The sequence below is a fragment of the Proteiniclasticum sp. C24MP genome (genome assembly GCF_043951855.1).
Lineage (GTDB): Bacteria > Bacillota > Clostridia > Clostridiales > Clostridiaceae > Proteiniclasticum.
The window spans coordinates 296,797-318,954 of the sequence record NZ_JBINJW010000001.1; the positions used below are offsets into that span (position 1 = coordinate 296,797).

The window sequence follows — 22,158 nt, forward strand, 5'->3', positions numbered from 1 at the left end:
CAACTCTTTTCATTCTCCTGATCTGTCTGCTGTCTAAGCTACCTGCATTACAATATACCTCTTCTGTGAAAGTTCTGCCTGCTTACTTCTCGATGGATATCTGCGCATCAAGAAGATAATACTCAGAAGGATTCGTATGAAGCCCCTTCACTTTTTCATTCATGACATAGTAGTATTTTGCGTGACCCATGACGATATATGCCGCATCTTCAAGAATCTTTTCCTGTATCATCTTTGTCTTCTCTATTCTTCGGGTCTTGTCAAATTCTGTCTCCAGTTCTGCAATCAGACGATCCACTTCACTGTTCGAGTATTTCCCGTAATTGCTGCTTCCTTCAGTTCTAAATGCGATGTTTGCAAAATACTGGGGGTCTCCAGTGGGTACCATGGTGAAACTTACCAGCATGAGATCAAAATCTCCGCTTTTCTGATGTTCACTGACCGATTCATGGACCTCCACAAGGATTTCAATGCCTGCTTCTTTAGCAGCAGAGGCCACACTGTTGGCATAGTTTGGAAGTTCTGCCTTTGTGCTATAAGTCACCAGCTTAAGGCTGATGTTTTCTCCCGCAATTTCTCTTACACCATCACCATTGGAATCCGTTATGCCCGCATCATCGAGTATTCGCATCGCCCCTTGCATGTCATAGGCATAGCCTTCTGTTGCGCCGAAATCCATAAAATCCGGATATAATCCCGTGGCTTTCACAGAAGCATTTTTATTGAGGATCTTTGCATAACTTTCCTTGTCAATAATCATACTCAGCGCTTTTCTCACCGCATGTTCCTTGATAGCGTCTTTCTCAAAATTGAGAAAGAGTATCTGCGCTCTTGACCCTGGCACTCCTTGCACGTTGTAACGCTCAGCATCACTGAAGAGTTCAAGACTTGTGGAAGGCATACTCACCGAAACATCGATTTCTCCGCTTTGCTGAGCCATGGCCAGGGTACTTGTATCGCCGATGATTCGTATTATTGCACCGTCGATGTCAGGTTCACCACCCCAGTACTTTTCATACTTTTTCACCTCAGCTCTGGTTCTCACTTCGTAGCTTACCGCTTGAAACGGACCTGTTCCTATGGGTTTAATCGCAGGATCCTCCTCTGATGTCACATCGATGATTCCAGTGATGGGCTCTGCCAGTGCATTGATGAAAGCGGGAACTGGGTCTGTTGTAGAAACTGTTAAAGTCAGCCCCTCAGCTCTCATATCCTCTATGTAGGTCAGCTCTTTAAATCTGGCGTTGATCTCCTTCGTTCTTTCCCAGCTGAGCTTCACTGCTTCCGCATTGAGCGCTTTGCCATTATGAAAAGTAATGTTCTCTTTCAGGACAAGCTTCCATGTTGTGGAATCGATCATCTCGTAATGCTCCACAAGATAGGGCTGTGGCTCCAGATTTTCATCCAATCTGAAAAGTGTTTCTGTAATGCCCCAGCGGGAAGTATACCAGCTGTCCCAGCTTTGTGCGGGATCAAGACTTGTGGGTGACTGGGTATCAGCAATTCTAAGAATCTCTTTGTAATCCTGCCCAGCAAGAATTCCCTCTTCTTTACGCTCTTCCTGGCCATTGCAACCTGCCATCAGCAAAGCGATGACTAAACCTGCAGTAAATCTGACTACTCTGTTCTTTTTCATGTTTCATTTCCTGACCTTTCCGTTCTTCTATTGTACTTTATTGATAAATCAATTCTTCACTGTCTGTTATATGATGGTTTCTCTATCTGCATCGATTTCTCAGCTTTTCTCCCAGAAGATTGAACAAGGAAGAAGCTATGAAGATGGCTGCTCCTGGTAGAAGGATCATCGAAGGATTGCTCTGAATATAAGCTCTGCCACTACTGATCATCATTCCCCATTCCACCATAGGCTCCTTGACACCCAGTCCGAGATAGGAAAGAGCTGAGATGCTCATAATAACACCGGAAATGCCCAGACTGGCATTGACGATCAGCGGATAGAAGATATTGGGTATGATTCGCCTGAAGATGATTCTCAGATGAGATTCACCACAGATCCTTGCAGCTTTGATGAAAGATCGTTCTCGTAAGGATAATGCGTAACTTCTGGAGATCCTTGCATAATCCACCCACTCCACAAGACAAAGGGAAACGATGATGCTTCTGAATCCTATGCCCAGAATTCCGGTCAAAGCCATCACCGTTATGATCTTAGGAAAGGATTGCATAATGGTGATGAATTTATTCAGAACCATATCCAGCGGACCACCAAAGTACCCTGATAGGACGCCCATTGTGACGCCTATGAAAAAAACCGTCAGGGTGATAAACAGTGATGCGAATAAGGAACTTCTAGCTCCGTAAAGTATTCTTGAAAGCATGCATCGGCCTAAGGCATCTGTTCCCAGAGGATAAGCCCCTCCAGGCGGAAGTTCCGCTATGAGGAGATTTACTTCATTGGGATCATTCGGTGCGAGAAACCCTGCAGAAGCGGCAGTTAAAAGAAGCAGAAGCACGAGTCCTGCCACGACGAAAAAAACCGTGCGTTCCTTTTGATGTTTTCTATTCATGGCATTTCTCCTGTCATTGTGTTCCATACCTTATTCTCGGATCGATGAGTCTGGATATGAAATCTGTCATCAGGTTGATTACAAGATAAACCAGTGCACTCCAGAGTACAAAGCCCTGAATCATATAGTAATCCATATGAGTAATGGAACGGACCGCAAGTTTTCCCAGACCATTGATGGAAAAAATGCTTTCAATAATTGTAGCGCCTCCCAGAAGTACCCCTGTATAGATACTGATCTGCGTAAGAATCGGCACTGCACTGTTTCTCAGTACATGACCGAAAAGGACTTTTCTGTAACTTACTCCCCTTAAAAGGGCACCTTCCACATAGGACTCATTCAACTGTTCCAGAATGATGGCACGAATCTGTCTGGTCATTCTAGATGCGGACTGAATGGTCAGTACCGCCACTGGAAGAATCAATCCTTTTACACCTTCCTCCGCAATGACAGGGAAAAGATTCAACCTTATGGAAAATATCCAAAGAAGAAAGAGTCCCATGACAAAAGATGCCACCGATATACCAATAAAGGAAAAGAATCGGATAACCTGATCTATCAGACTTTCCTTGCAGACTGCACTTAGAATTCCTGATGGAACAGCCAGAAGGATTGTGAGCACAAGAGATATAAACGTCAGCTGTAGTGTAGGGACCACATGGATTCTGAGCTCTTCTGTAACAGGTCTGTTTGTTGAGAACGATATGCCTAGATCACCTCTTAAAGCATTCCCAAGCCACCTTCCGTACTGGACCAGAAAGGGCTTGTCTAGACCCATGACTTTCTCCTGGATACGAACTGACTCTTCAGAAATCATCCCTACATTCCCATCTGTGCCCATGAGCCATAGTTCTGCAGGGTTTTTCGGTGAAAGATGCATGATGGAAAATGTGAGAAAGGAGATAATGAAAAGTACCAGTCCAAACTGAAGAAACTCAAGAAGGGCCATCTTCAGCACTTTGTTCTTCCGGTTCATCTATCCTCTCCTTACACTTACAAGGAATTCAGGAAAGGTGTCATATTGGAGCTGCTCTATATCGCTGTAGATTTCTCCGTTCAGATTCTCTAAGATCTCGCAGCTGAATGCATCCTGGCCCTTCCAGTATGCATTGTCCCATAGAGGCCTCCTAACATACGTCAGTGGAAGTTTTTCCGCCATGGCTTCCAGATGGACAGCCTTCTCATAAATATATCCGCCGTTTCTTCTGATTTCCTCTTTTCTATCTTCCCATTGCTTTTTTGTATTCTCATCTCTCAGATAGTAATACCACTCTGCATCAAAGTAGAGCATGGTCCCGCCCGGCTTCAGCTTCATAGCCCAATGCTTCAGCTGCTTTTCTGGTTCTGTCAGCGTCCAAGTCACATCTCTTGAAATAATCAGATCAAAGGAGGCCTCATCAAAAGGAAGTCGGCTCCCGACTTCCATGAATCTGATTTCCGCTCCCGCGAGGTGTGCATTTTTTTTCGCTTTTTCGATCATATCCTTAGACATATCCACTGCAGTCACTTCGTGTCCTCGCAACGCGCAGAGAATGGCGAAGAAACCAGGTCCGGTTCCAATATCCAGTATTTTCATCTGCTTCTTTTCTTCAATCTGACTGAAGATCTTGTTTTCCCATACTTCTTTTTTCTCTCCGAAAAGCTGGGACATATTCTGAGAACTGTAACTTTCTGAACGATGCCCCCAGTACTCTGTCATACGCTCTTCCAGATGCTTCAAATCCTTATTTGCATTTCTGATCTTTTCCATCTTCGCCTCATTCCTTCTTCCGTCTGCTGAATTTTTCATCCGTCTATTCTATGGAGTGACTCATCAAAATATTTTTACAGCTTCCTTTCCGCTTCTCGCATCACCAGATTGTAGAGATGCTGATAGGAAACAGGATGTGTTTCCAGAATCTTTTTCAGATTCTCATATTCTGGCGTATAATAATTCTCTTCTTTGTATGTTGCACATTTCACTCTTACAGCACCATACTCGGTTTCAACATTGAGGATTTTTCTCTCCAGCACTGTGCGATCCAATAGTGCTCTGCGGATTCCGATGGCGGTGGTATGCATGAAGATCACTTCCTCCATCTTCATTCTGTCTTCTTTCGCGCACAGAACACTCAGTTTATAAGCTGGCCTGTTCTTCTTCATGTAGATTGGCGTGTAAAATGCATCTTTAGCACCGATCTCCATGAGTCTTTCCATGACAAATCCAAGTGCTTCCCCGGTACAGTCATCCAGGTTGCTCTCCAGAAGCAGCACCTGATCTTCTGTTTTATTCATTTCACTGGTATCTTCCAGCAGGTAGGCTCGTAAAATATTCGCATGCCTGAAGTCCTTCTTTCCGGCTCCAAGTCCCACTCCCAGCATCTTATAGGCTGATGGGAGGTCCTTTCTTGTACGAAGCGCAGCTGCAAGTGCAGCTCCCGTAGGCGTGATCATTTCACCTTCGGTGTCTGTGACCTTAAGCTCCAGATCATTTGCCACTACAATATTGAGTGTTGCAGGCACTGGAACTGGTATAACCCCATGCTGACACCAGACATGCCCTGTCCCTTCATGTAACTCAGATACCACAATATCCTCTACCCCTAGATCATCTACCAGTACACATGCTGCTACAATATCCACTATGGAATCCACTGCACCCACTTCGTGAAAATGAACTTTGTCCACTGGCAGCCCATGGGCTTTGGCTTCTGCATCAGCTACAATGGCAAAGACTTTTTTCGCTAAGGTCTTTGCTCCTTCTGTGATTTCAGACTGCTCTATTATGCCGTAGATATCATGAACATTTCTGTGAACATGATCATGCTCGTGACTATGACTGTGGTCATGGTGATGGCCATGGTCGTCACTATGAGCATGGCTGTGACTGTGATCATGATGATGGCCATGATCACCGCTATGAGCATGTCTGTGACTGTGATCATGATGATGGTCATGATCGCCGCTGTGGGCATGGCTGTGACTGTGATCATGATGATGGTCATGGTCGCCACTATTAGCATGGTTGTGACTGTGATCATGATTGTCTTCTTCCAGTATCACATCGAAGGAAGCCGCATCAATCCCGCATTTTTCTCTTCTCCCGGCCTCTATGGTGTACCCATCCACATGAAGACTCTCAAGAGCACTTCTTAATAGTGCTTCCTTCTTTGCAAGATCCAGAAGTGCTGCCACCGTCATGTCCCCACTGATGCCTGAATAGCATTCCAGATATAGTATTTTATTTCCCATGATTTCCCTCCGTAAGTCTGTTGATCTGTGTCCCTAGGTAAGCCGCACCAAATCCATTATCGATGTTCACCACAGCGATTCCTTCAGCACAGGAGTTCAGCATCGTAAGCAGAGAAGAGAGTCCTCCAAAATTCGAACCGTAGCCCACAGAAGTCGGCACAGCTATGACAGGTATATCCACCATGCCTGCAATGACGCCTGGAAGTGCACCTTCCATGCCGGCCACGGCGATGATGCAGTTTGCCTCCTGAATCGCTTCGATTTTGGACAGCAGCCTATGAATTCCAGCCACACCTACATCATATATTCGGATGACATTACTTCCGAAGAACTCCGCAGTCTGCGCCGCTTCCTCCGCCACTGGAATATCCGATGTACCACCAGTGCATACTGCTATGAGACCTTCCTTCTTATGAACATGTCTCTGAATTCTTATGATCCGGGCAGTCTCATCATACTGCGCATCTGGAATCATCTCTCTGACTTTATCATACTGCTCTTTTGTAGCCCTGGTGCCAAGTACATCCACACCCTTTTCATCAAAGTTCATGAAGATCTTCACCAGATGGTCCATGGATTTCCCGCTGCAGTAAATTACTTCACCGAAACCCGATCGAAGTTTTCTGTGATGATCCAGTTTCGCAAATCCCAGATCCTCATAGGGCAGTTTCTTGAGGCTCTCTTCCGCTTTTTCTATGGAGACCTCCCCATTTTTCACTTTTTCAAGCATTTCCTTTATATCCATTTTCTTTATTCCTTCCCTGTTTCATTATTCTTAAGATGAAGATCCATGCTTCCGCTTCTGAAACCTTCCAAGTCCAGTGTGATGTAGTGAAATCCTAACGATTTCAGTCCATCACTGATTTCTTCCTTTTTACTGATGAACTCTGTAAATTCATCAGTCGGGATCTCTATTCGTGCAATATCGCCATGAACCCGTAATCTCATTACTCCAAACCCCATAGATTGAATGAATTCTTCACCTTGCTCAATGCGCTTGAGCAGACTGAAGTCAATCTGTGTTCCATAGGGAAGCCTGGTGGCTAGACATGGTGCCGAAGGTCTTCTGGAGACTGATATTCCAAGCTCTGAAGCCAGTTCCCTTACTTCTTCCTTGGTGAAACCATATTCAGCCAGAGGACTGGATATGGAAAGTTCCTCCAGTGCTTTGATACCAGGTCTGTAGGTGCCGTGGTCATCCGCATTGGTCCCATCCATGATATGTATGAGACCCTCTTTTGCAGCAAATTCTCTCAATGTGGTGAAAAGAAGTCTTTTGCACAGATAACACCGGTTAACCGGATTCTTCATGATCTCTTCATCCTGAAACTCATCCACAGTCATGACCGTGTGCACTGCACCCATTTCCTTGGCTACCCTTTCCGATATGGTCACATCAGATACAGGATGAAGCTTCGTCTCAAAGGTCACCGCATGTACCTTCTTGCCGATCTTCACCGCCTCCTCCACAGCAATCTTCAGGATGAGACTACTGTCTACACCACCAGAAAACGCCACACAGGCACCTTCTTCCACTTTCTTTGCTATACTTCTTCTCAATTGTTCGTTCTTCATATTCCCTCCCGTTTATCTGCAAGTTTTCAAAAAAATAAACGAACTCGAAAAGACGCATTAAATCTGCGTTTTTCCGGGTTCGTCCCAGTTGATCTTAGCCACTATGAAAAAGTTGTAATGATCTATAACTCCGTATGAATAAGCAAACTTCTGATTGCTTTGTGTCAAGGATTCTTGCACTTTGTTGGAATTTTTTCACTCCATTATAGTATACCTTACTCAAAAAGCATTGTCATTTGAAATTTATACTTTTATGCTAACGTTTGTGTAATTCAAGGAGCAGATTTCTTATGCACCCTATGTCCTTCACAAATTGCAATTCTACCATGCATTTCTGTGAATTTTCAGTGCTTTTCTTTGAAATACTAAAGGTTGTCACATGCTATTATATGTATATTTTTTTCATGTTTTCCAGCGACTTGCATTCCACAAGATTCATCTTACCTGCAGAACCGAATGAAGTGATAAGTTGGGCTAGGATCTCCATGACTCCCTTCTCCACTTCTTTATTCAGATCTGCTACATCACTATCTGACATGGTGCCTGTCATTACGCTATCCATAATACTTCCGAAAACCTGTCTAGGATCTACCACATCAGGATGATTTTTCAGATCCTTATACACACCACCTATTGAAAATGACTTTTGCTTATCTTCGTGAAGATTGAAATACTCCCTCATATTCCTGGTTACCGCCATACGGATATCTGTATCCACATTAATTTTTGCGATTCCTGATCGAATCGCTTTCTGTATTTCATGAACAGAGATGCCTTCTGCATCTGGCATGTTTGATCCCAGCACTTTCAGATCCTCAACCAGATATCTCGGGATGGTCGATGATCCATGGGAGACCATGGAGCACTGCAAACCTTCCAGTCTTAGAATCTCTTTTATTGCAATAAGAATCTCTCTTCTGAGTTTCACATTCTTACCTTTGTTTGGACCGTGCATGGTACCATAGGAAATAGCGAGAGAGTCGACCCCTGTTTTCTTTATGAATTCCAGCGCATCCAGTGGATTTGTATAGGTGGACTGACTTGAAAACACATGATCTTCCACGCCTGCAAGGACACCTAGTTCTCCTTCAACAGAAACCCCCCTTGCATGCGCATATTTAACAACTTCTCTTGTAATTTCCATATTTTCTTCAAAACTCTTAGATGAACCGTCAATCATAACGGAAGTATATCCTCCATCGATGCAGGCTTTCACCACTTCCAGATTGGTTCCATGGTCTAAGTGAAGAACAACCGGAATTTTAGCATGTTCTGCATATTTCCATACAGCTTCACCAATATTCCTGGCTCCTCGTCTGATATCATCGATGGTGGAGTTCTTGAAATCCACCCTTCCTCCCATGAATCCGTTGGCAAGTTCTGCGCCTTGTATAATTGCGGGAGATCTTAAAATTTCATGGATTTCTATCGCTGCTTTGATTTGAGACACGCTGTTTACGTTAAATGCACCTTGTCCATAATGGTATTTATCCGCAGTATCTAAGATTGGTTTAATTGGTATTACTGGCATATTTTACCTCTTTTCATCTTCTATTTCGTATTTCTGTAGTATACCTCCAACGAAGGTATCAATAACATCTGTTTGGGGGCTGATGATGATCAAATCAGCATCTTTTCCAAGATCTATGGAACCTTTCCTCTCAAAGACCCCGATCAGTTTTGCAGGATTTTCAGAAAGGAGTTTGGAAACTTCTGTCAAATCTCTTCCTGTATAGGCCATAATGTTCTTAAGTGCCTGAATCATTGTCAGAGTGCTTCCTGCTCGTGTCACACCATCAGTGAGTTTAGCATCTCCTTCCGTAACGACAATGTCATTTACGCCAAGTGTATATTGTCCATCTGGCAGCCCTGCCGCCATTATGGAGTCCGTGATTGCAACCACTTTATCCCAACCTTTGGTTTTCAGTAGAAGCCTTACAACGCCTGGGTGCAGATGTCGACCATCGCATATAGCCTCACAGTAAACATCCGATTCCAGAGAAGCCCCCATAATTGCAGGAAAATGCTGATGCATTAGTTTCATTGCATTGAATGTATGTGTTGAGGATCTGATTCCCTTTTCAATAGCTTGCATACTTCTATCATAGTCAGCACCTGAGTGGCCCATACTCATAACAATCCCTAAATTCGTTCCTTCTTCAATAACCTCAAGCGCATCTGGTAGCTCAGGAGAAATAGTCATATATCTAACCAGATTGCCAGATGCTTCCTGATATTCTTTCAACAGCTCCACATCAGGGTTCTTCAATAGATGCAGTGGCATAGCCCCTTTGTATTCTTCGGCTAAAAATGGTCCTTCCAGATGTATACCGATGAGTTCTGCACCTTTTCTTTTCTCTTCTTTATAATTCCTGATCTTTTGTATGCTCCAGTGTGTCTGTTCTCTGGTATCCGTCAGAATAGAAGCCAGCCAGGATGTGGTGCCCTGAGAGGAGAAAAACTGAGAGATCTTCTCAAATCCCTTCTCATCCGCTTTATTCACATCTATCATCACTGCACCGTGAGTATGGATATCAATGAATCCTGGAAGCAGATAATTCCCTTCTGCATCGTAGACTTCATCTGCTACTTTAGTGCTCTCACCCTCAGTAATGCTGGTGATGATTCCATTTTCTATGAGGAGTTCCCCATCAATTATTCTGCTGTCTATTAGTATCTTTGCATTCTTGATCAACAAAGTTTTCATATCTACACCTCTTCTATAAAGCAACGGATTCCGGAAGTCTTATGCTGATATCTTTATGACTTCTGAGAATCGATACTGGGAACCATGACCCTTTCTCTCCATAAGCGGCTGTTCTGATCACAGATTTGTGCCATGGCCTGAATACACCTAGTCGGATAGCATCCGCCCTAAGCATATCTTTGAATCCTACGGTTACGCATCTCTTTGGCATTGCATAAAAAGCACCATGCATTGTGTCTAGCGAATTCACTACGCGGGTTTCCAGTGAGATATCCGTGACTCTAGTTGGAAGATTCATAAACTCCTCTTCAGTCATCAGAGGATCCGCTTCATTAAATGCAACATGACCATTGATTCCGATTCCACCAAACACAGCATCAATCTTACCCAGTTGATCAATTACCCTCTCGACATTTCCCAGGTCCCTTGGATCTGGAAACACTCTCTGCTTCTCATCCATGAGAAGCTCTTTGCTGATTTTTCCATATACTTCCCTATTCATGAATCCTCTGAAACTCATGAAATGATCCTCAGAAATCCATTCATCATCTTCTGTAAGATACTCATCCATATTAATAAACCAGGTATCCTTGAGCGAAATCTGTTCTCTGTTGATTCGTTCCACAAAATAAGGATACTGTCCTGTAGGACCTACTGGAACTATAAATACCGAAGGGGTACCTGAATCATTATTTCTATTGATGATTTCTACCATCTCATCAGCCATGGCCTTAAATATATCCTTATCGGTTTCCATGACAATAAGTGGGATTTTTGGTGCAGCTAGTAGTTTTTCTTTTCCGTAATTTATATAACTCATATCGTTCATATCTTTCAACACTCCTTTATAATTCCTGCAATTTACTGAAAGAGTTGACTTAAATTCAGTTCGTTTATGACTTTAACGATTTCTTTGCTTCTTGATACATTGAATTTACGTAGAAGATTCTTAATCTGCGTTTTCACTGTAACAAGCTCCACACTTCTTTCTCTTGCAATTTCAGCAACTTTATATCCCCTCAAAAGCAGCTTAATCAACTCTCGTTCAGCTGGAGTCAATAATGATACTGTATGCATAAAGTCCATAAGACTGCTTTCCGTTTTCTTTAATCTTTTATATTCCTTCATGATGATTTCCTGAACTTTGGATTCCAGTACCGGTTGTCCTCTGAATACATTTCTTATATGCACAGCAATATCATCATAAGAGGTCCCTTTGACAATATAATCTGTGGCACCCAATGCCATAGCTGTCAGGATGAACTGCTGTGTTTCATGTGCTGTCAGGAAAATGATTTTCGCATTCTTGTGATTTGATTTTATTGTTTCAGCAGCCATAAGTCCTGCATTGATGGTTTCCATTTCGATATCCAGAAGAATCAGGTCATATTCCACATTCTCATAAATACTAAGTATTTCCTCAGCACTATAGGCTGTCTCGACAACTTCCATATCAGGCTGATTATTAATAAATTCTGCCAGATCTTCCACAAGTAGAGGAAAATCGTCTGTAATGATGATTCTCTTCTTCAACTTCAAACCTCCCCCTCTCATTTCTCCGTCTTAATAACGGGGAAGCAGAACATAAAATGTTGTACCTTCACCCTCGACTGTATCAAATCTGATTGTTCCATAATGTGCTTTCACAATTTCCAATGAATAATGAAGTCCCATTCCCCAGTTGAAATTCGAGTTCTTGTTACTATAGAAAGGCTCGAAAAGTCTGTTCTTCTGCTCTAAAGTCATACCCATTCCATTATCGCTGATTTCTATCACGGAATAGATTCTCTCCTGGTAACTTTTCAATGTAATTCTGCCTTTTCCGCTGTCCTTATGTTTGAGATTGACTGCATCCTGGGCATTAGATAATAAATTATAAAGAACTTCTGTAAAGGAATTGGTATCCAGCAGAAGATCGATCTTATCACCTTCCACCTCAACACAATGTTGTGCATATTTTTCACTGAAAAGGCTGAGCGCCTTATCAAAGAGTGTACTCGAATCTGTTGGTACCATCTGAATTGCCCTTGTTTTGACGGACTTATGCAGCTCTTCAATCCTGTGGAGCAGATTCTCATTGATCGTGTTGATCGTTTCGAGGCTATCGGACAATTTATCCAGATCCACTTCACCAGATTCAATATTGTTCTTCATTCTTCTGTAAAGAATCTGGTTTGAAAGCAACTGATTTTTCGTGCTATGAACAAAAGCGGAAGCGCCGATGCTGGCCATATCATAGCTCTGCTTCATCAGCAGAGCTTCTCTGTTGTTTCTGATCCTGCTTCTTGTATATTGGACAAAACTGAACAGCCCTATTACCGCAAAGGTCACATTCACAATGACAATGAAGAGATACGCTTCCACAGACAATGCGGAATTCATGTAATATATTCCACCCAAATACAGATAATTCTCTCTGTTAAAATAATATACCTGACTTGGATCCTGCTTGGCATATATACTGAAGATGACACTAAGAGACGCTATAAAAATTGTGATGTATAACAGATAGCGTTTCCAAAACTTGAACTTATATGACTTATACTCATAAACGAGAATCGACACAGCCACAATGATGTATCCGATTATCCAAATATATGAGCCTGTTACAATCAGTTTTTGATAATAGAGAAATTCTCCAGACAAATACTTGAATAATTTCGGGTGATATCCGATGAGTGTGATTACAGGCAAGATAAGGGATACTATCTTCAGCTTGTAATTATTTCGTATGAATTGAATCATCGAAAATTCTAAAGCAATGAGCATTAGTACAGCCGGAAACAGGCTTCTCCCTAGTGCAATGATTATCCCCAGCCAATCCAAGGTGATTAGGAAATACTGAAGCCGATGTTTGATCCCATCCGAAAGGAAGAGAAAGTTCTGCAATTCCCTGTTTATCCCACCCTTCTTGGCGATGTAGAGCATGATGCCAAAGAGAAATAGAGCAAGAGAAAGGCAGAGCAAAAGAAGATATACTGTCTCTCTGTTCCTTCTTATAAGCAGAATCAATGCTACCGCAACACTTAAAAACAACGTGAATAAAATTAACATCTTAATTGTCCTCTCTAGTCGAAAAGGGTTATCATCACAAGATGAAACCCTTATTCATATTCTAGTTGATTATAACATTATTCAAACGCTTCCTGCATATTATCAAGCATAACGTAGTCTTTAACTGGAGCTTCAGTTTCAACTGCACCGCTCTCAATGAAATTATCCTGCTGTGCCTGATACACACTAACCAGTCTTCCATTATCCAGAGATTCCTTCAACCATTCAGAAGTGATCCATTCTCCATCTCCTCGCTGGTCAAGAACACTAGCTTCATCCAGTTTCGCTTCCTCTGCAACCCATTTACATACTTCTTCCACATTCTCAGTTCTGTAATCCATTGCCTTGTAAAGTGCTTTTGTGAACTTTAAAACGGTATCTGCATTCTCTTCTGCATATCCTGGGTTTACAATCCAGGATGCAATGGATGGAAGTGTTTCAACATATGTTGCATTGTTGGTGAGCATCATTGCCTTATCGCCCATGTCTTCTTTTATTGTAAACGTATTTGGTGACCATGTTGCAGCTGCATCCACAGATCCTGAAATCATAGCTGTAACAATGGCAGATGGATCCATATCCATGATGACTACATCATCCTTAGTCAGACCTGCATCTTTCAGTGTCATGTCAAGAATCATTTCACTGGTTGTACCAGAAGCCATTGCAATGGTCTTTCCTTTAAGGTCTTCGATAGTCTTTATCCCCTTATCCGTATTTGCAATCACTTCATCCGCATTTCCAAAATGGGAGATTGCGAAAATCTTGGTTCTACCTTCAATTGCCAGTTTATGTGCGCCAGGCCCAATATAACCTAAATCAATACTGCCTGATTCCATCGCTGCAATAATAGTAGGACCATCCGCAAATTCCACAAGTTCAATATCAAAGCCCTGTTCTTCAAAATAACCCATTCTCATTCCTGCTACTACTGTATTTAAGCTGGCGTAATTGGGCATGTAGGCAATCGATAGTTTCTTCAGCTCTACTGGTTCTTCCTCTGGGGTTTCAACCCCTGGATCATCTGGTGTATTGGGTGTTTCTTCATTTGGTTCACTGGAACATCCTGCAAATACCATCATAGATAGTGAGACTGCCATCAACATTGAAATAATTTTCTTCATTTTTTCCTCCTAGTAACTTTTATTTTCTTATCTCAAGGTATTCCTTGTATACCTGTGACCAGACATGATTCTTGATATCAAGGAACTCCTTTGTAAGCCTTGTTTCCTGAGTCCTGGGATACGGAATGTTCACATCGACAATTTCCTTTATTCTACCAGGACGAGCACTCATGATGATGACTTTTGTTGCGAGTATGATCGCTTCCTCAACATCATGCGTAATGAAAAAGCATGTTTTCTGTTCTTTCTGCCATGTATCGAGAAGCTCACTTTGAAGCTGTGTTCTCGTCTGAGCATCCAATGCCCCGAAGGGCTCATCCATCAGCAGTACTTCGGGGTTATTCGCGTAGGCCCTTGCTATAGCAACTCTCTGTTTCATACCACCAGAAAGTTCTTTGGGGTAGTGATCTCGGAAGTGACTAAGTTCTACCATATCTATATAGTAGTCTGCGATTTTCTTGATTTCACTTTTCTGCTTGTTCTGAAGTCTTAACCCAAACTCCACATTCTGCTGAACTGTAAGCCATGGAAAGAGCGCGTACTGCTGAAATACGACTCCTCGCTCTGTACCAGTTCCATGAACCTCTTTCCCATCACAGTATACATTACCTGAGCTTGGTTTGCTAAGTCCCGCGATGATGTTGAGCAATGTGGATTTTCCGCATCCGGATGGTCCTACAACACAGATGAACTCATTATCATAGATATCCAGATTTATTCCATTCAGTGCTATAAGCTCTCCATTTCTCGTATTAAATACCTTTTTCAGATCTTTAATCGAAAGTTTTATATTTCTCTCTTCTCCTGCCATCCCGTGAGTCTCCTTTCAAGTAACTTAATGCCTTTTTCCAAAGTGATTCCTATTATTCCTATGACAATGATATAGAGCAGCATGGGAGGCGAGTCAAAGGAGTTGTTAAGCGCTCTTATTCTCATACCAAGCCCTGCAGTCGCTCCAGTTGATTCTGCAGCAATCAGTGTTGTCAAGGCTACAGACGCACCTAGCCTGATTGCAGTTATGATGAAAGGTAGCGTAGCTGGAGCTATTACTTTAATAAAGATGTCTTTGTCATTTGCTCCAAGTACTCGTGCAGCCTTAATGAGCGTTTCATCCACATTTAATACACCCTGATATATTGTAATGGTCATTACTAGAAAAGTGGCAATTGTGATGACGATGATTTGAGGTTTTCGCCCTACACCTGCTGAAATCACTACAAGTGGCACATAAGCCAGTGGAGGAATATTTCTAATGAACTGAATCCAGGGTTCAACGATATATCTTACTGGTCGATACCAAGCCATGAGTATGGCCACAGGCAAAGCAATAATGAATCCTAAAACGAACCCGGCACTTACTGATATCAGACTGCTCTGGATATCCATGAAAAATGCACCTCGATCAATCATAACCTTGATAGACTCCACTACCAGTACAACATTAGGAAAACTTCTACTTGTTTGAGGATTAATGGATAATAAATACCACACAATCATTGCTGTTAGAAAAGAAATAAATACCCACGCTCTTGTCGGAATTTTATTGATCAGGCTATCTTCTTTTCTTTTTTCTTTTTTCTGTTTCTTAACTAATAACTTAGCGGGCCTCTCCGCTCCACTATCAATCATTCTAATTCCCCCTTTAATGAAATCGTTTATACGTTCATTATATGGGGAAACCTTTACATCGGTAAGTATGATGTTTTATCATACCTTTGTTATTACTTTAACAAATAATTCCTCATTCTCCTCTTTCATGTGCGTAACAGAGAAAAGATAGAGCGAAGGAAGATGCTTTCCTTCGCTCTATCTTTCTTATAAGATTTTATTTGTCTTCAATTCCGCTGATCATGCCAAGATGTACTGCGCTGCTTTTAAACGTCTTAGGTAATGCGAGTATCTTCGGATTCTGACCCACAAACTTTTTCTTCGCATCTGTAAGCGCTTCCTCAATGGTATTTCTAGTTTTCATCCCCATACCTCTTGCAAAGCCTGGGGCTTGTCCCCCCACTATATAAATAGCTGCAGTATTCATTTCTGCAATATGAGCACTGGAAATCATTGAAAATCCGTGAAACGGATGAAATGCATTGGCATATCTGTACTTTCTGATGTATTCTTCATTTGTGGCAAAATACTCACCAAACCGATTTATATCAGGAAGTGTGTTGCCATACTTCTGAAACAAATCATACATCTCACGGGTGTATGGCCATAAATCCTCATGAAAATTACCATCGCAAGTTGATGCACATATTATGACGCAGTTATCCTTCATGACCCTTTTATGTCTGACTACCTGTGCAGAAATTGCCTGCATCATCATAATAGGATTTGTTCCCATTCCATCTCCATAATGAAAGAACTGCGGCATGCCAAATATCATCACATCATATTTTTCCTTGGCATAAGGCACATAAGTCCTTTCATCAGCAATCTGCCATGATGCCTTCTGCATTTCTCCTGCATAGCCACTATAGATTGCAATCTGCCTTGATTTACTATCCAGAACAGCATCGCAGCAGAAGAATTTCTTATTCATCTTCTCTTCCATATGCTGACCAATCTCATCAAATTTTCTTCTCATAAGCGAATGGCTGTTCACTGGGGTAAAATCACTTCGATGCATCACCTGGGGTACATGATGAGATGCAATGGATCTCCAATGAGTAATCCCTGTGGAACAATGCTTGTAGCCACCTGAATATCCTCCATAGGGATTTCCCTGTGCATGCCCGATCAAAATAGCAATATCTGCATCGTAGACATATTTATTCATAATTACAGGATCACCCTGGCTGGTTTTTCCTAAGTCAATCAGATGCTCATAGTCTTCACTATCATGATTTATAATCTGATTATCATACCAGAACTCATTAAACAATTCTTCGCCTAGAACGCCATAAATCTCTTCTTTCGTGTTCTTTCTATGTAGTCCATTGGAACAGATCAGAAGAATATCCTTCTTTTCCACACCAGCTGCATATAGTTCTTTCAGAATCAGTTTAATAGATACCTTTCTGTGTGAAGTTTCCTGTTCTCCACCTTTCACTCGATCTGGAAAGATGATTGTAACCTTAGATCCTTTTTTTCCCAAACTGGACAAGGGTTCCATACCCATTGGATTTCTTAGGGACTTCAGTGTTTCTTCCTCAATTCTATCCTCTGGGATATAATCCGGATCCTTCACCGTTTCTCCTGGAATAAAAACATCCGTATCTTCTGGGAGTGTCGCCTCTATGAGACCATGACCATATTCAAATGCTACTTTCATTTTTGTACCGTCCTTTTCATTTTATTTTGTGTATAAAGATAATATTTCAAGATATTCATCCGGATAAAATCCAATATCTCCAGTGAATCTTGTCAGAGCAATGAGCCCTCCGTCGATGGAATCAATGGAGGCTAGCATTGCAGCATTATCTGATTTTAGTCCTCCACCATAGACCACAGGCATATTCCCTGAAACTTCTTTAATGAAGGAAGAAATCTCTGAAATATATTCTGCCCCTGGAGGAGTCTTGCCAGGCCCGATGGCCCAGACCGGTTCATATGCGATTACAATCTGATCTTTATCAACATTTTTCAGTCCTATTTCAACTTGCTCTTTTAAAACCTCTTTCCATCTGGGCTGTTCTTCACTTGTTTCCCCAATGCAGTAAAGCACTTTAAGCCCTGCCTTTTGCGCTGCAATGATTTCCTGATTAAGAAGAATATTCACTGAGCTCATGTCATCCACTCCAGCTATTTTCAGAATACCTTTCTTATCATTCCTCTCTTCACAGTGCCCGATGATTGTGCTGGTTACGCCCATAGCCTTCATGGATTTTGCTGTTCTATTGGTTGTGAATGCACCAAAGTTTCCACCTTCAGTCACATCATCTCGGTAAACACTCTGACATCCGATATGCAGATTGGAACTCTCACCATTACTCGCTACAGCGGAGATCAGATGTGCTTCAGGAAAAAAGACTGCAAATTCATAGTTGTCTTTCGGATACCTCTTGAGTTCATCCACTATGTTCTCCACGATATGACTACCCCACTTTTCAACAGGCGCCATCGCATTAATTCCACCAGACTCTTTGGGAATGTCAAACCTCTTTAAGTTCACGTAGATATATTTCTTTCCCATTTTTATTCTCCTTTCTTACTCCCTGAAATTGATAAAGTCAGGGATTTCCTCTCCAAGCAGGGGTTTAAGCCAGTTCAAGTATTTTTTTGTTATATCAAATCCATCCTCACTAATATATTCATCAGGAAGTTTTCTTTCATAAAGCATCACCTGGTCTATAGGAATCAGCGGTGTTTCCACTTCGTATTCTTCTCCTTCTTTTCTTGTCAGGCCAATCATGACTCCTGTATGTTCTTTCACAGCTGCCTGAACAGCTTTGCGCCCTACAAGAACCGCTTCATCCCGATCTATGGATGACTGGTGAGAAATGGAGGCTCTACCAAGTATTCCAGGTTTTTCATTTCTTGCTTTAATGCCCAGTTCCCTGATCACCAGATTCGCAAGATATGCACTAACATCTCCGTAATAAACAGATCTTCCTGTTTTAAAGACAGGGGGGACGATGGACTCTCCATGCTCATCATTAAGTCCTTCACTTACTACAACTACCACTCCGCCTTTTTCCTCATACAGCTCTTTCACTCGTTTAAGGAATGCTTCCTGATTGAAGCTTCTTTCAGGCACTAGAATCATATGTGGTGCATCCCCATCTTTTTCTCTTGCTGCAGCACTAGCTGCTGTAATCCATCCTGCATTTCTTCCCATGGATTCAATAATACATACATGGATGGGAAGTGATTTCACATCCTGTCCCACTTCAGCAGTAATTTCAGCGATGTATTTCGCCGCACTTGCAAAACCAGGCGCATGATCAATCGAACTGATATCATTGTCTATGGTTTTAGGAATACCAACCACAAAAATCTCCTCACCTTCACAGGCTTTCTGAATTTTACCGCAGGCATCCATCGTCCCATTTCCACCATTTAGCAGCACATATCGCACATTATGCTTCAAGAATATATCCTTCATCTTTCTATAATCTTCATCTGTGACTGGATATCTAGATGAGCCTATTGCACTTCCGGGTGTTTTCAGTAGGAGCTCCATTTCTTCCTGACTGATTTGACCGATTTCTTTGAAATCTTCATGAAGCACGCCCTCAGTTCCTCCAATGACACCGAAAACCTTCCCGATCTCATCGTGCATCTTCGCCTCTTTAATGATACCGTATAGAGATGCGTTGATGACAGCAGTAGGTCCGCCTCCATGAATAATGACCATATTATTCTTCATACATAGCCCCCTTCAGACTTAATTCTATATCCTGATACTAACACGTTTGCATCTGATTTCATCAATAAACCCACTCAAACGTTTGCGTAAACCATTTGTATTATTCACTTGGCTCGATTATGATTAAATCAAGTAAGGAGTTGTGTTTCATGACATTAAAAATAATTGCTGAAAAGGCAGGCGTCTCAGTCTCCACCGTCTCAAGAGTCATCAACGGAAAAAGCACTAAAGCTGCAAGTAAAGAAGTACAGGAAAACATTTTTAAAATCGCACGTGAAATCGGGTATACCCCTAATAAGTTTGCCCAAAACCTCCGTCAGAAACCACTTTCAGTATCCTCTTCAAAAATACTGGGTTGTATTTTTGGAAGAGTCTCATCCTCTGACAATGATCCGTTTTTTTCTATTCTTGCCCGCTCTATTGAGAAAGAAGTGATAAAAAAAGGGTATACCATGAAATACTCCTTCACTTCCTCTGAAGTCAGTGATGAGAATAAAGTCAAAGGCCTTCTGCGTGATTCTCATCTTGATGGTGTTTTTGTTTTAGGACGTCTGGATAAAAATTACTATGATCTCATCCAAAAGGAATGCAGACATATGGTCTATGCGGGATTAAATGGCATCAGCCCTCTATATGATCAGGTTATAGTGGATGGCTACCAGGCCGCCATGACAGCTGTGCATTACTTGTATAGCCTTGGCCATAGAAACATCGGTTACATAGGTGAAAAGTCGAATGAAACCCGATATAAAGGCTACTACGATGCGTTGGTGGAACTCGATCTTTCACCTGATCCAATAAATATTTTCATGACGAAACTCTCAGCTGACAATGGGTATACAGCAGCAAAAAGAATGCTGGAATCCTCTTCCAGCAACGCAACAGCCTTTTTTTGCGCAAACGATCTCACAGCCATCGGCGTCATCAAAGCCCTGAATGAATACGGACTACTGATTCCGCAGGATATCTCTGTCATCGGCATTGATGATATTGAAACAGCCCAGCTGATTTCTCCGAGTCTTACGACAATCCAGATTCCGCTAGAGGAAATGGGGAAAGTCGCAGCGAAGCTTCTTCTTGATCGTATGGAAGAAGGAAATTACCTTCCTATGAAAATAGAATTACCATTCAACCTCATTGTAAGAGATAGCACAAGCACCTATTCATCAAAAACTAAAGGAGATCATTATGTTTAAAATCAAATCAATTCCATCTGGTGCGTATAGCACTGAGGATTTCAACAAGGCCTTTCACGAAGCCACTCTGGTTTATAACGAAATCATTAAATCCAATGAATATCAGGATTCCTTAGGCTGGTTAGACCCTCAGAAATGGGCATCTGATTTCTCCATAGCTAATCTTCTAAATCTGACCAACAACATAAAAGAAGAAGATGCTGTTCTGGTTCTCATAGGTGTTGGTGGTTCAAATAACGGCGCACGTGCTGCTATCCATGCTCTGAAATGCAAAAGGCAGGTCATCTATGCAGGAAACAACCTATCAGCAGATTACTACAATAAGCTATTCGAAAGCCTATCTGGAAAATCAGTTTACATAAACGTCATAGCCAAGAACTTCGAAACACTGGAACCCGGCCTTTCCTTCAGGCTCTTCAGGCATTTTCTGAAGGAACGATACGGGAAGGATTATAACAAGAGAGTCTATGTGACCGGGACACCCGGAAGTCAGCTTCATGATTTATGTAAAAGACATCAGTTCACCTTCCTCACATTTCCTGAAGATATCGGAGGTCGTTTCTCAGTCTTAAGTGACGTCGGACTCTTTCCCATGGCCTTTGCAGGGATTGATATCAGAGCTATGGTTGACGGTGCTAAGGACATGAAGACCGAACTATCAGATCCTGATAAGAATAAATCTGTTCTATATGCTGCCACAAGGCATCTGCTATACCAGAAGAATTATGCCATAGAAATGCTTGCCTCCTTTGAGCCTCGTTTAGAGTTCTTCAGTAAGTGGTGGATTCAGCTTTTTGCAGAAAGTGAAGGAAAAGAGAATAAAGGCTTATATCCAGTAGCTTCCACATACAGCGAAGACCTTCACTCCATAGGACAGTATGTTCAAGATGGCAGAAAAATAATATTTGAAACATTCATACATGTAGAAAATCCTGAAAGCAATCTTCATCACTTCTCTGATTGTATCAGTGACGGTTTTGATTATTTGAACGGTAAATCGTTGACTCAGATCAATGAAGCTGCCTATGAAGCGACAATAAAAGCGCATCATGAAGAAGGCATTCCAGAAGTAATCATCAGCCTGCCAAAAATTGATGCATATCATCTTGGACAGCTCTTTTTCTTCTTTGAAACCAGTGTCTATTTATCTGGAAGGCTTCTCAAAATTAATCCATTTGACCAGCCTGGAGTGGAAAATTACAAGAAATATATGTTCCATAACCTGGGCAAATAAATCTGAATTTCATTGAAAAATTAACGTAACTCTAGCATAACTGGCTTCATGGCCAGTTTTTTAGATGCAATATACCATACCTGAACTATATTGATCAGAATATAGTTCAGGTTTCTTTATACTAATATTAAAGAAAGATATCAATCGATTTAGCTCCATGATAATTGCATGTACCTTGTGTGAAATTCAACATTCTAG

General features: G+C 41.8%; 20 protein-coding genes. 2 read left to right on the forward strand and 18 right to left on the reverse strand.

Translation table 11 applies throughout. The features are described from left to right. Positions 1–82: 82 nt before the first annotated feature. The 18 genes from ACHAL6_RS01530 to ACHAL6_RS01615 all read right to left on the reverse strand — a co-directional run bounded on the left by ACHAL6_RS01530 (position 83) and on the right by ACHAL6_RS01615 (position 19,530). Positions 83–1,636, reverse strand: a complete 1,554-nt coding sequence (locus tag ACHAL6_RS01530) for an ABC transporter substrate-binding protein (protein WP_395268373.1) — start codon at positions 1,634–1,636, stop codon at positions 83–85. An 82-nt stretch (positions 1,637–1,718) separates the two neighbouring features. Beyond that, positions 1,719–2,528, reverse strand: a complete 810-nt coding sequence (locus ACHAL6_RS01535) for an ABC transporter permease (RefSeq protein WP_395268374.1) — start codon at positions 2,526–2,528, stop codon at positions 1,719–1,721. Between the two features lie 13 nt (positions 2,529–2,541). Further along, complete coding sequence (locus tag ACHAL6_RS01540) at positions 2,542–3,504, reverse strand: ABC transporter permease (protein ID WP_395268375.1); 963 nt, start codon at positions 3,502–3,504, stop codon at positions 2,542–2,544. Next, positions 3,505–4,278, reverse strand: a complete 774-nt coding sequence (locus ACHAL6_RS01545) for a methyltransferase domain-containing protein (protein ID WP_395268376.1) — start codon at positions 4,276–4,278, stop codon at positions 3,505–3,507. It lies immediately after the preceding gene. 74 nt (positions 4,279–4,352) lie between these two features. Next, on the reverse strand, positions 4,353–5,759 hold the full coding sequence (gene larC, locus ACHAL6_RS01550) for a nickel pincer cofactor biosynthesis protein LarC (protein ID WP_395268377.1): 1,407 nt from the start codon (positions 5,757–5,759) through the stop codon (positions 4,353–4,355). Next, positions 5,749–6,504 carry a nickel pincer cofactor biosynthesis protein LarB gene (gene larB / locus ACHAL6_RS01555; RefSeq protein WP_395268378.1) on the reverse strand — a complete coding sequence of 252 codons (756 nt, stop codon included), beginning with the start codon at positions 6,502–6,504 and terminating at the stop codon, positions 5,749–5,751. The genes larC and larB overlap by 11 nt, the downstream gene beginning before the upstream one ends. Before the next feature lie 5 nt (positions 6,505–6,509). Continuing rightward, a complete protein-coding gene (gene larE / locus ACHAL6_RS01560; RefSeq protein WP_395268379.1) occupies positions 6,510–7,334 on the reverse strand; it encodes an ATP-dependent sacrificial sulfur transferase LarE in 825 nt (274 codons plus the stop codon). A 385-nt stretch (positions 7,335–7,719) separates the two neighbouring features. Beyond that, entirely contained in the window at positions 7,720–8,865 is a 1,146-nt protein-coding gene (locus ACHAL6_RS01565) for a ketose-bisphosphate aldolase (RefSeq protein ID WP_395268380.1), read from the reverse strand. A 3-nt stretch (positions 8,866–8,868) separates the two neighbouring features. Beyond that, entirely contained in the window at positions 8,869–10,029 is a 1,161-nt protein-coding gene (nagA, locus tag ACHAL6_RS01570; protein ID WP_395268381.1) for an N-acetylglucosamine-6-phosphate deacetylase, read from the reverse strand. A 25-nt stretch (positions 10,030–10,054) separates the two neighbouring features. Continuing rightward, positions 10,055–10,870 (reverse strand): glucosamine-6-phosphate isomerase, encoded by an 816-nt coding sequence (locus ACHAL6_RS01575; RefSeq protein WP_395268382.1) that lies wholly within the window; start codon positions 10,868–10,870, stop codon positions 10,055–10,057. Positions 10,871–10,902: 32 nt separating this feature from the next. Beyond that, entirely contained in the window at positions 10,903–11,574 is a 672-nt protein-coding gene (locus ACHAL6_RS01580; protein WP_395268383.1) for a response regulator, read from the reverse strand. Positions 11,575–11,604: 30 nt separating this feature from the next. Beyond that, entirely contained in the window at positions 11,605–12,423 is an 819-nt protein-coding gene (locus tag ACHAL6_RS01585) for a sensor histidine kinase (protein WP_395268384.1), read from the reverse strand. A gap of 749 nt (positions 12,424–13,172) precedes the next feature. Continuing rightward, positions 13,173–14,219, reverse strand: coding sequence for an aliphatic sulfonate ABC transporter substrate-binding protein (locus ACHAL6_RS01590; protein WP_395268385.1), 1,047 nt, complete (start codon positions 14,217–14,219; stop codon positions 13,173–13,175). Positions 14,220–14,238: 19 nt separating this feature from the next. Then, positions 14,239–15,030, reverse strand: coding sequence for an ABC transporter ATP-binding protein (locus ACHAL6_RS01595; RefSeq protein ID WP_395268386.1), 792 nt, complete (start codon positions 15,028–15,030; stop codon positions 14,239–14,241). Beyond that, positions 15,006–15,848 (reverse strand): ABC transporter permease, encoded by an 843-nt coding sequence (locus ACHAL6_RS01600; protein ID WP_395268387.1) that lies wholly within the window; start codon positions 15,846–15,848, stop codon positions 15,006–15,008. The genes ACHAL6_RS01595 and ACHAL6_RS01600 overlap by 25 nt, the downstream gene beginning before the upstream one ends. Before the next feature lie 196 nt (positions 15,849–16,044). After that, positions 16,045–17,493, reverse strand: a complete 1,449-nt coding sequence (locus ACHAL6_RS01605) for a lactate racemase domain-containing protein (RefSeq protein ID WP_395268388.1) — start codon at positions 17,491–17,493, stop codon at positions 16,045–16,047. A gap of 21 nt (positions 17,494–17,514) precedes the next feature. Next, positions 17,515–18,354 (reverse strand): triose-phosphate isomerase family protein, encoded by an 840-nt coding sequence (locus ACHAL6_RS01610; protein ID WP_395268389.1) that lies wholly within the window; start codon positions 18,352–18,354, stop codon positions 17,515–17,517. A gap of 15 nt (positions 18,355–18,369) precedes the next feature. After that, positions 18,370–19,530 carry a diphosphate--fructose-6-phosphate 1-phosphotransferase gene (locus ACHAL6_RS01615; RefSeq protein ID WP_395268390.1) on the reverse strand — a complete coding sequence of 387 codons (1,161 nt, stop codon included), beginning with the start codon at positions 19,528–19,530 and terminating at the stop codon, positions 18,370–18,372. Positions 19,531–19,679: 149 nt separating this feature from the next. On the opposite strand from ACHAL6_RS01615, the gene ACHAL6_RS01620 reads away from it, so the two are divergent. After that, positions 19,680–20,726, forward strand: coding sequence for a LacI family DNA-binding transcriptional regulator (locus ACHAL6_RS01620; protein ID WP_395268391.1), 1,047 nt, complete (start codon positions 19,680–19,682; stop codon positions 20,724–20,726). Then, positions 20,719–21,960: a glucose-6-phosphate isomerase gene (locus ACHAL6_RS01625; RefSeq protein ID WP_395268392.1), complete on the forward strand. Its 1,242-nt coding sequence runs from the start codon at positions 20,719–20,721 to the stop codon at positions 21,958–21,960. Before ACHAL6_RS01620 ends, ACHAL6_RS01625 begins: the two co-directional genes overlap by 8 nt. The last annotated feature ends 198 nt before the right edge of the window (positions 21,961–22,158 follow it).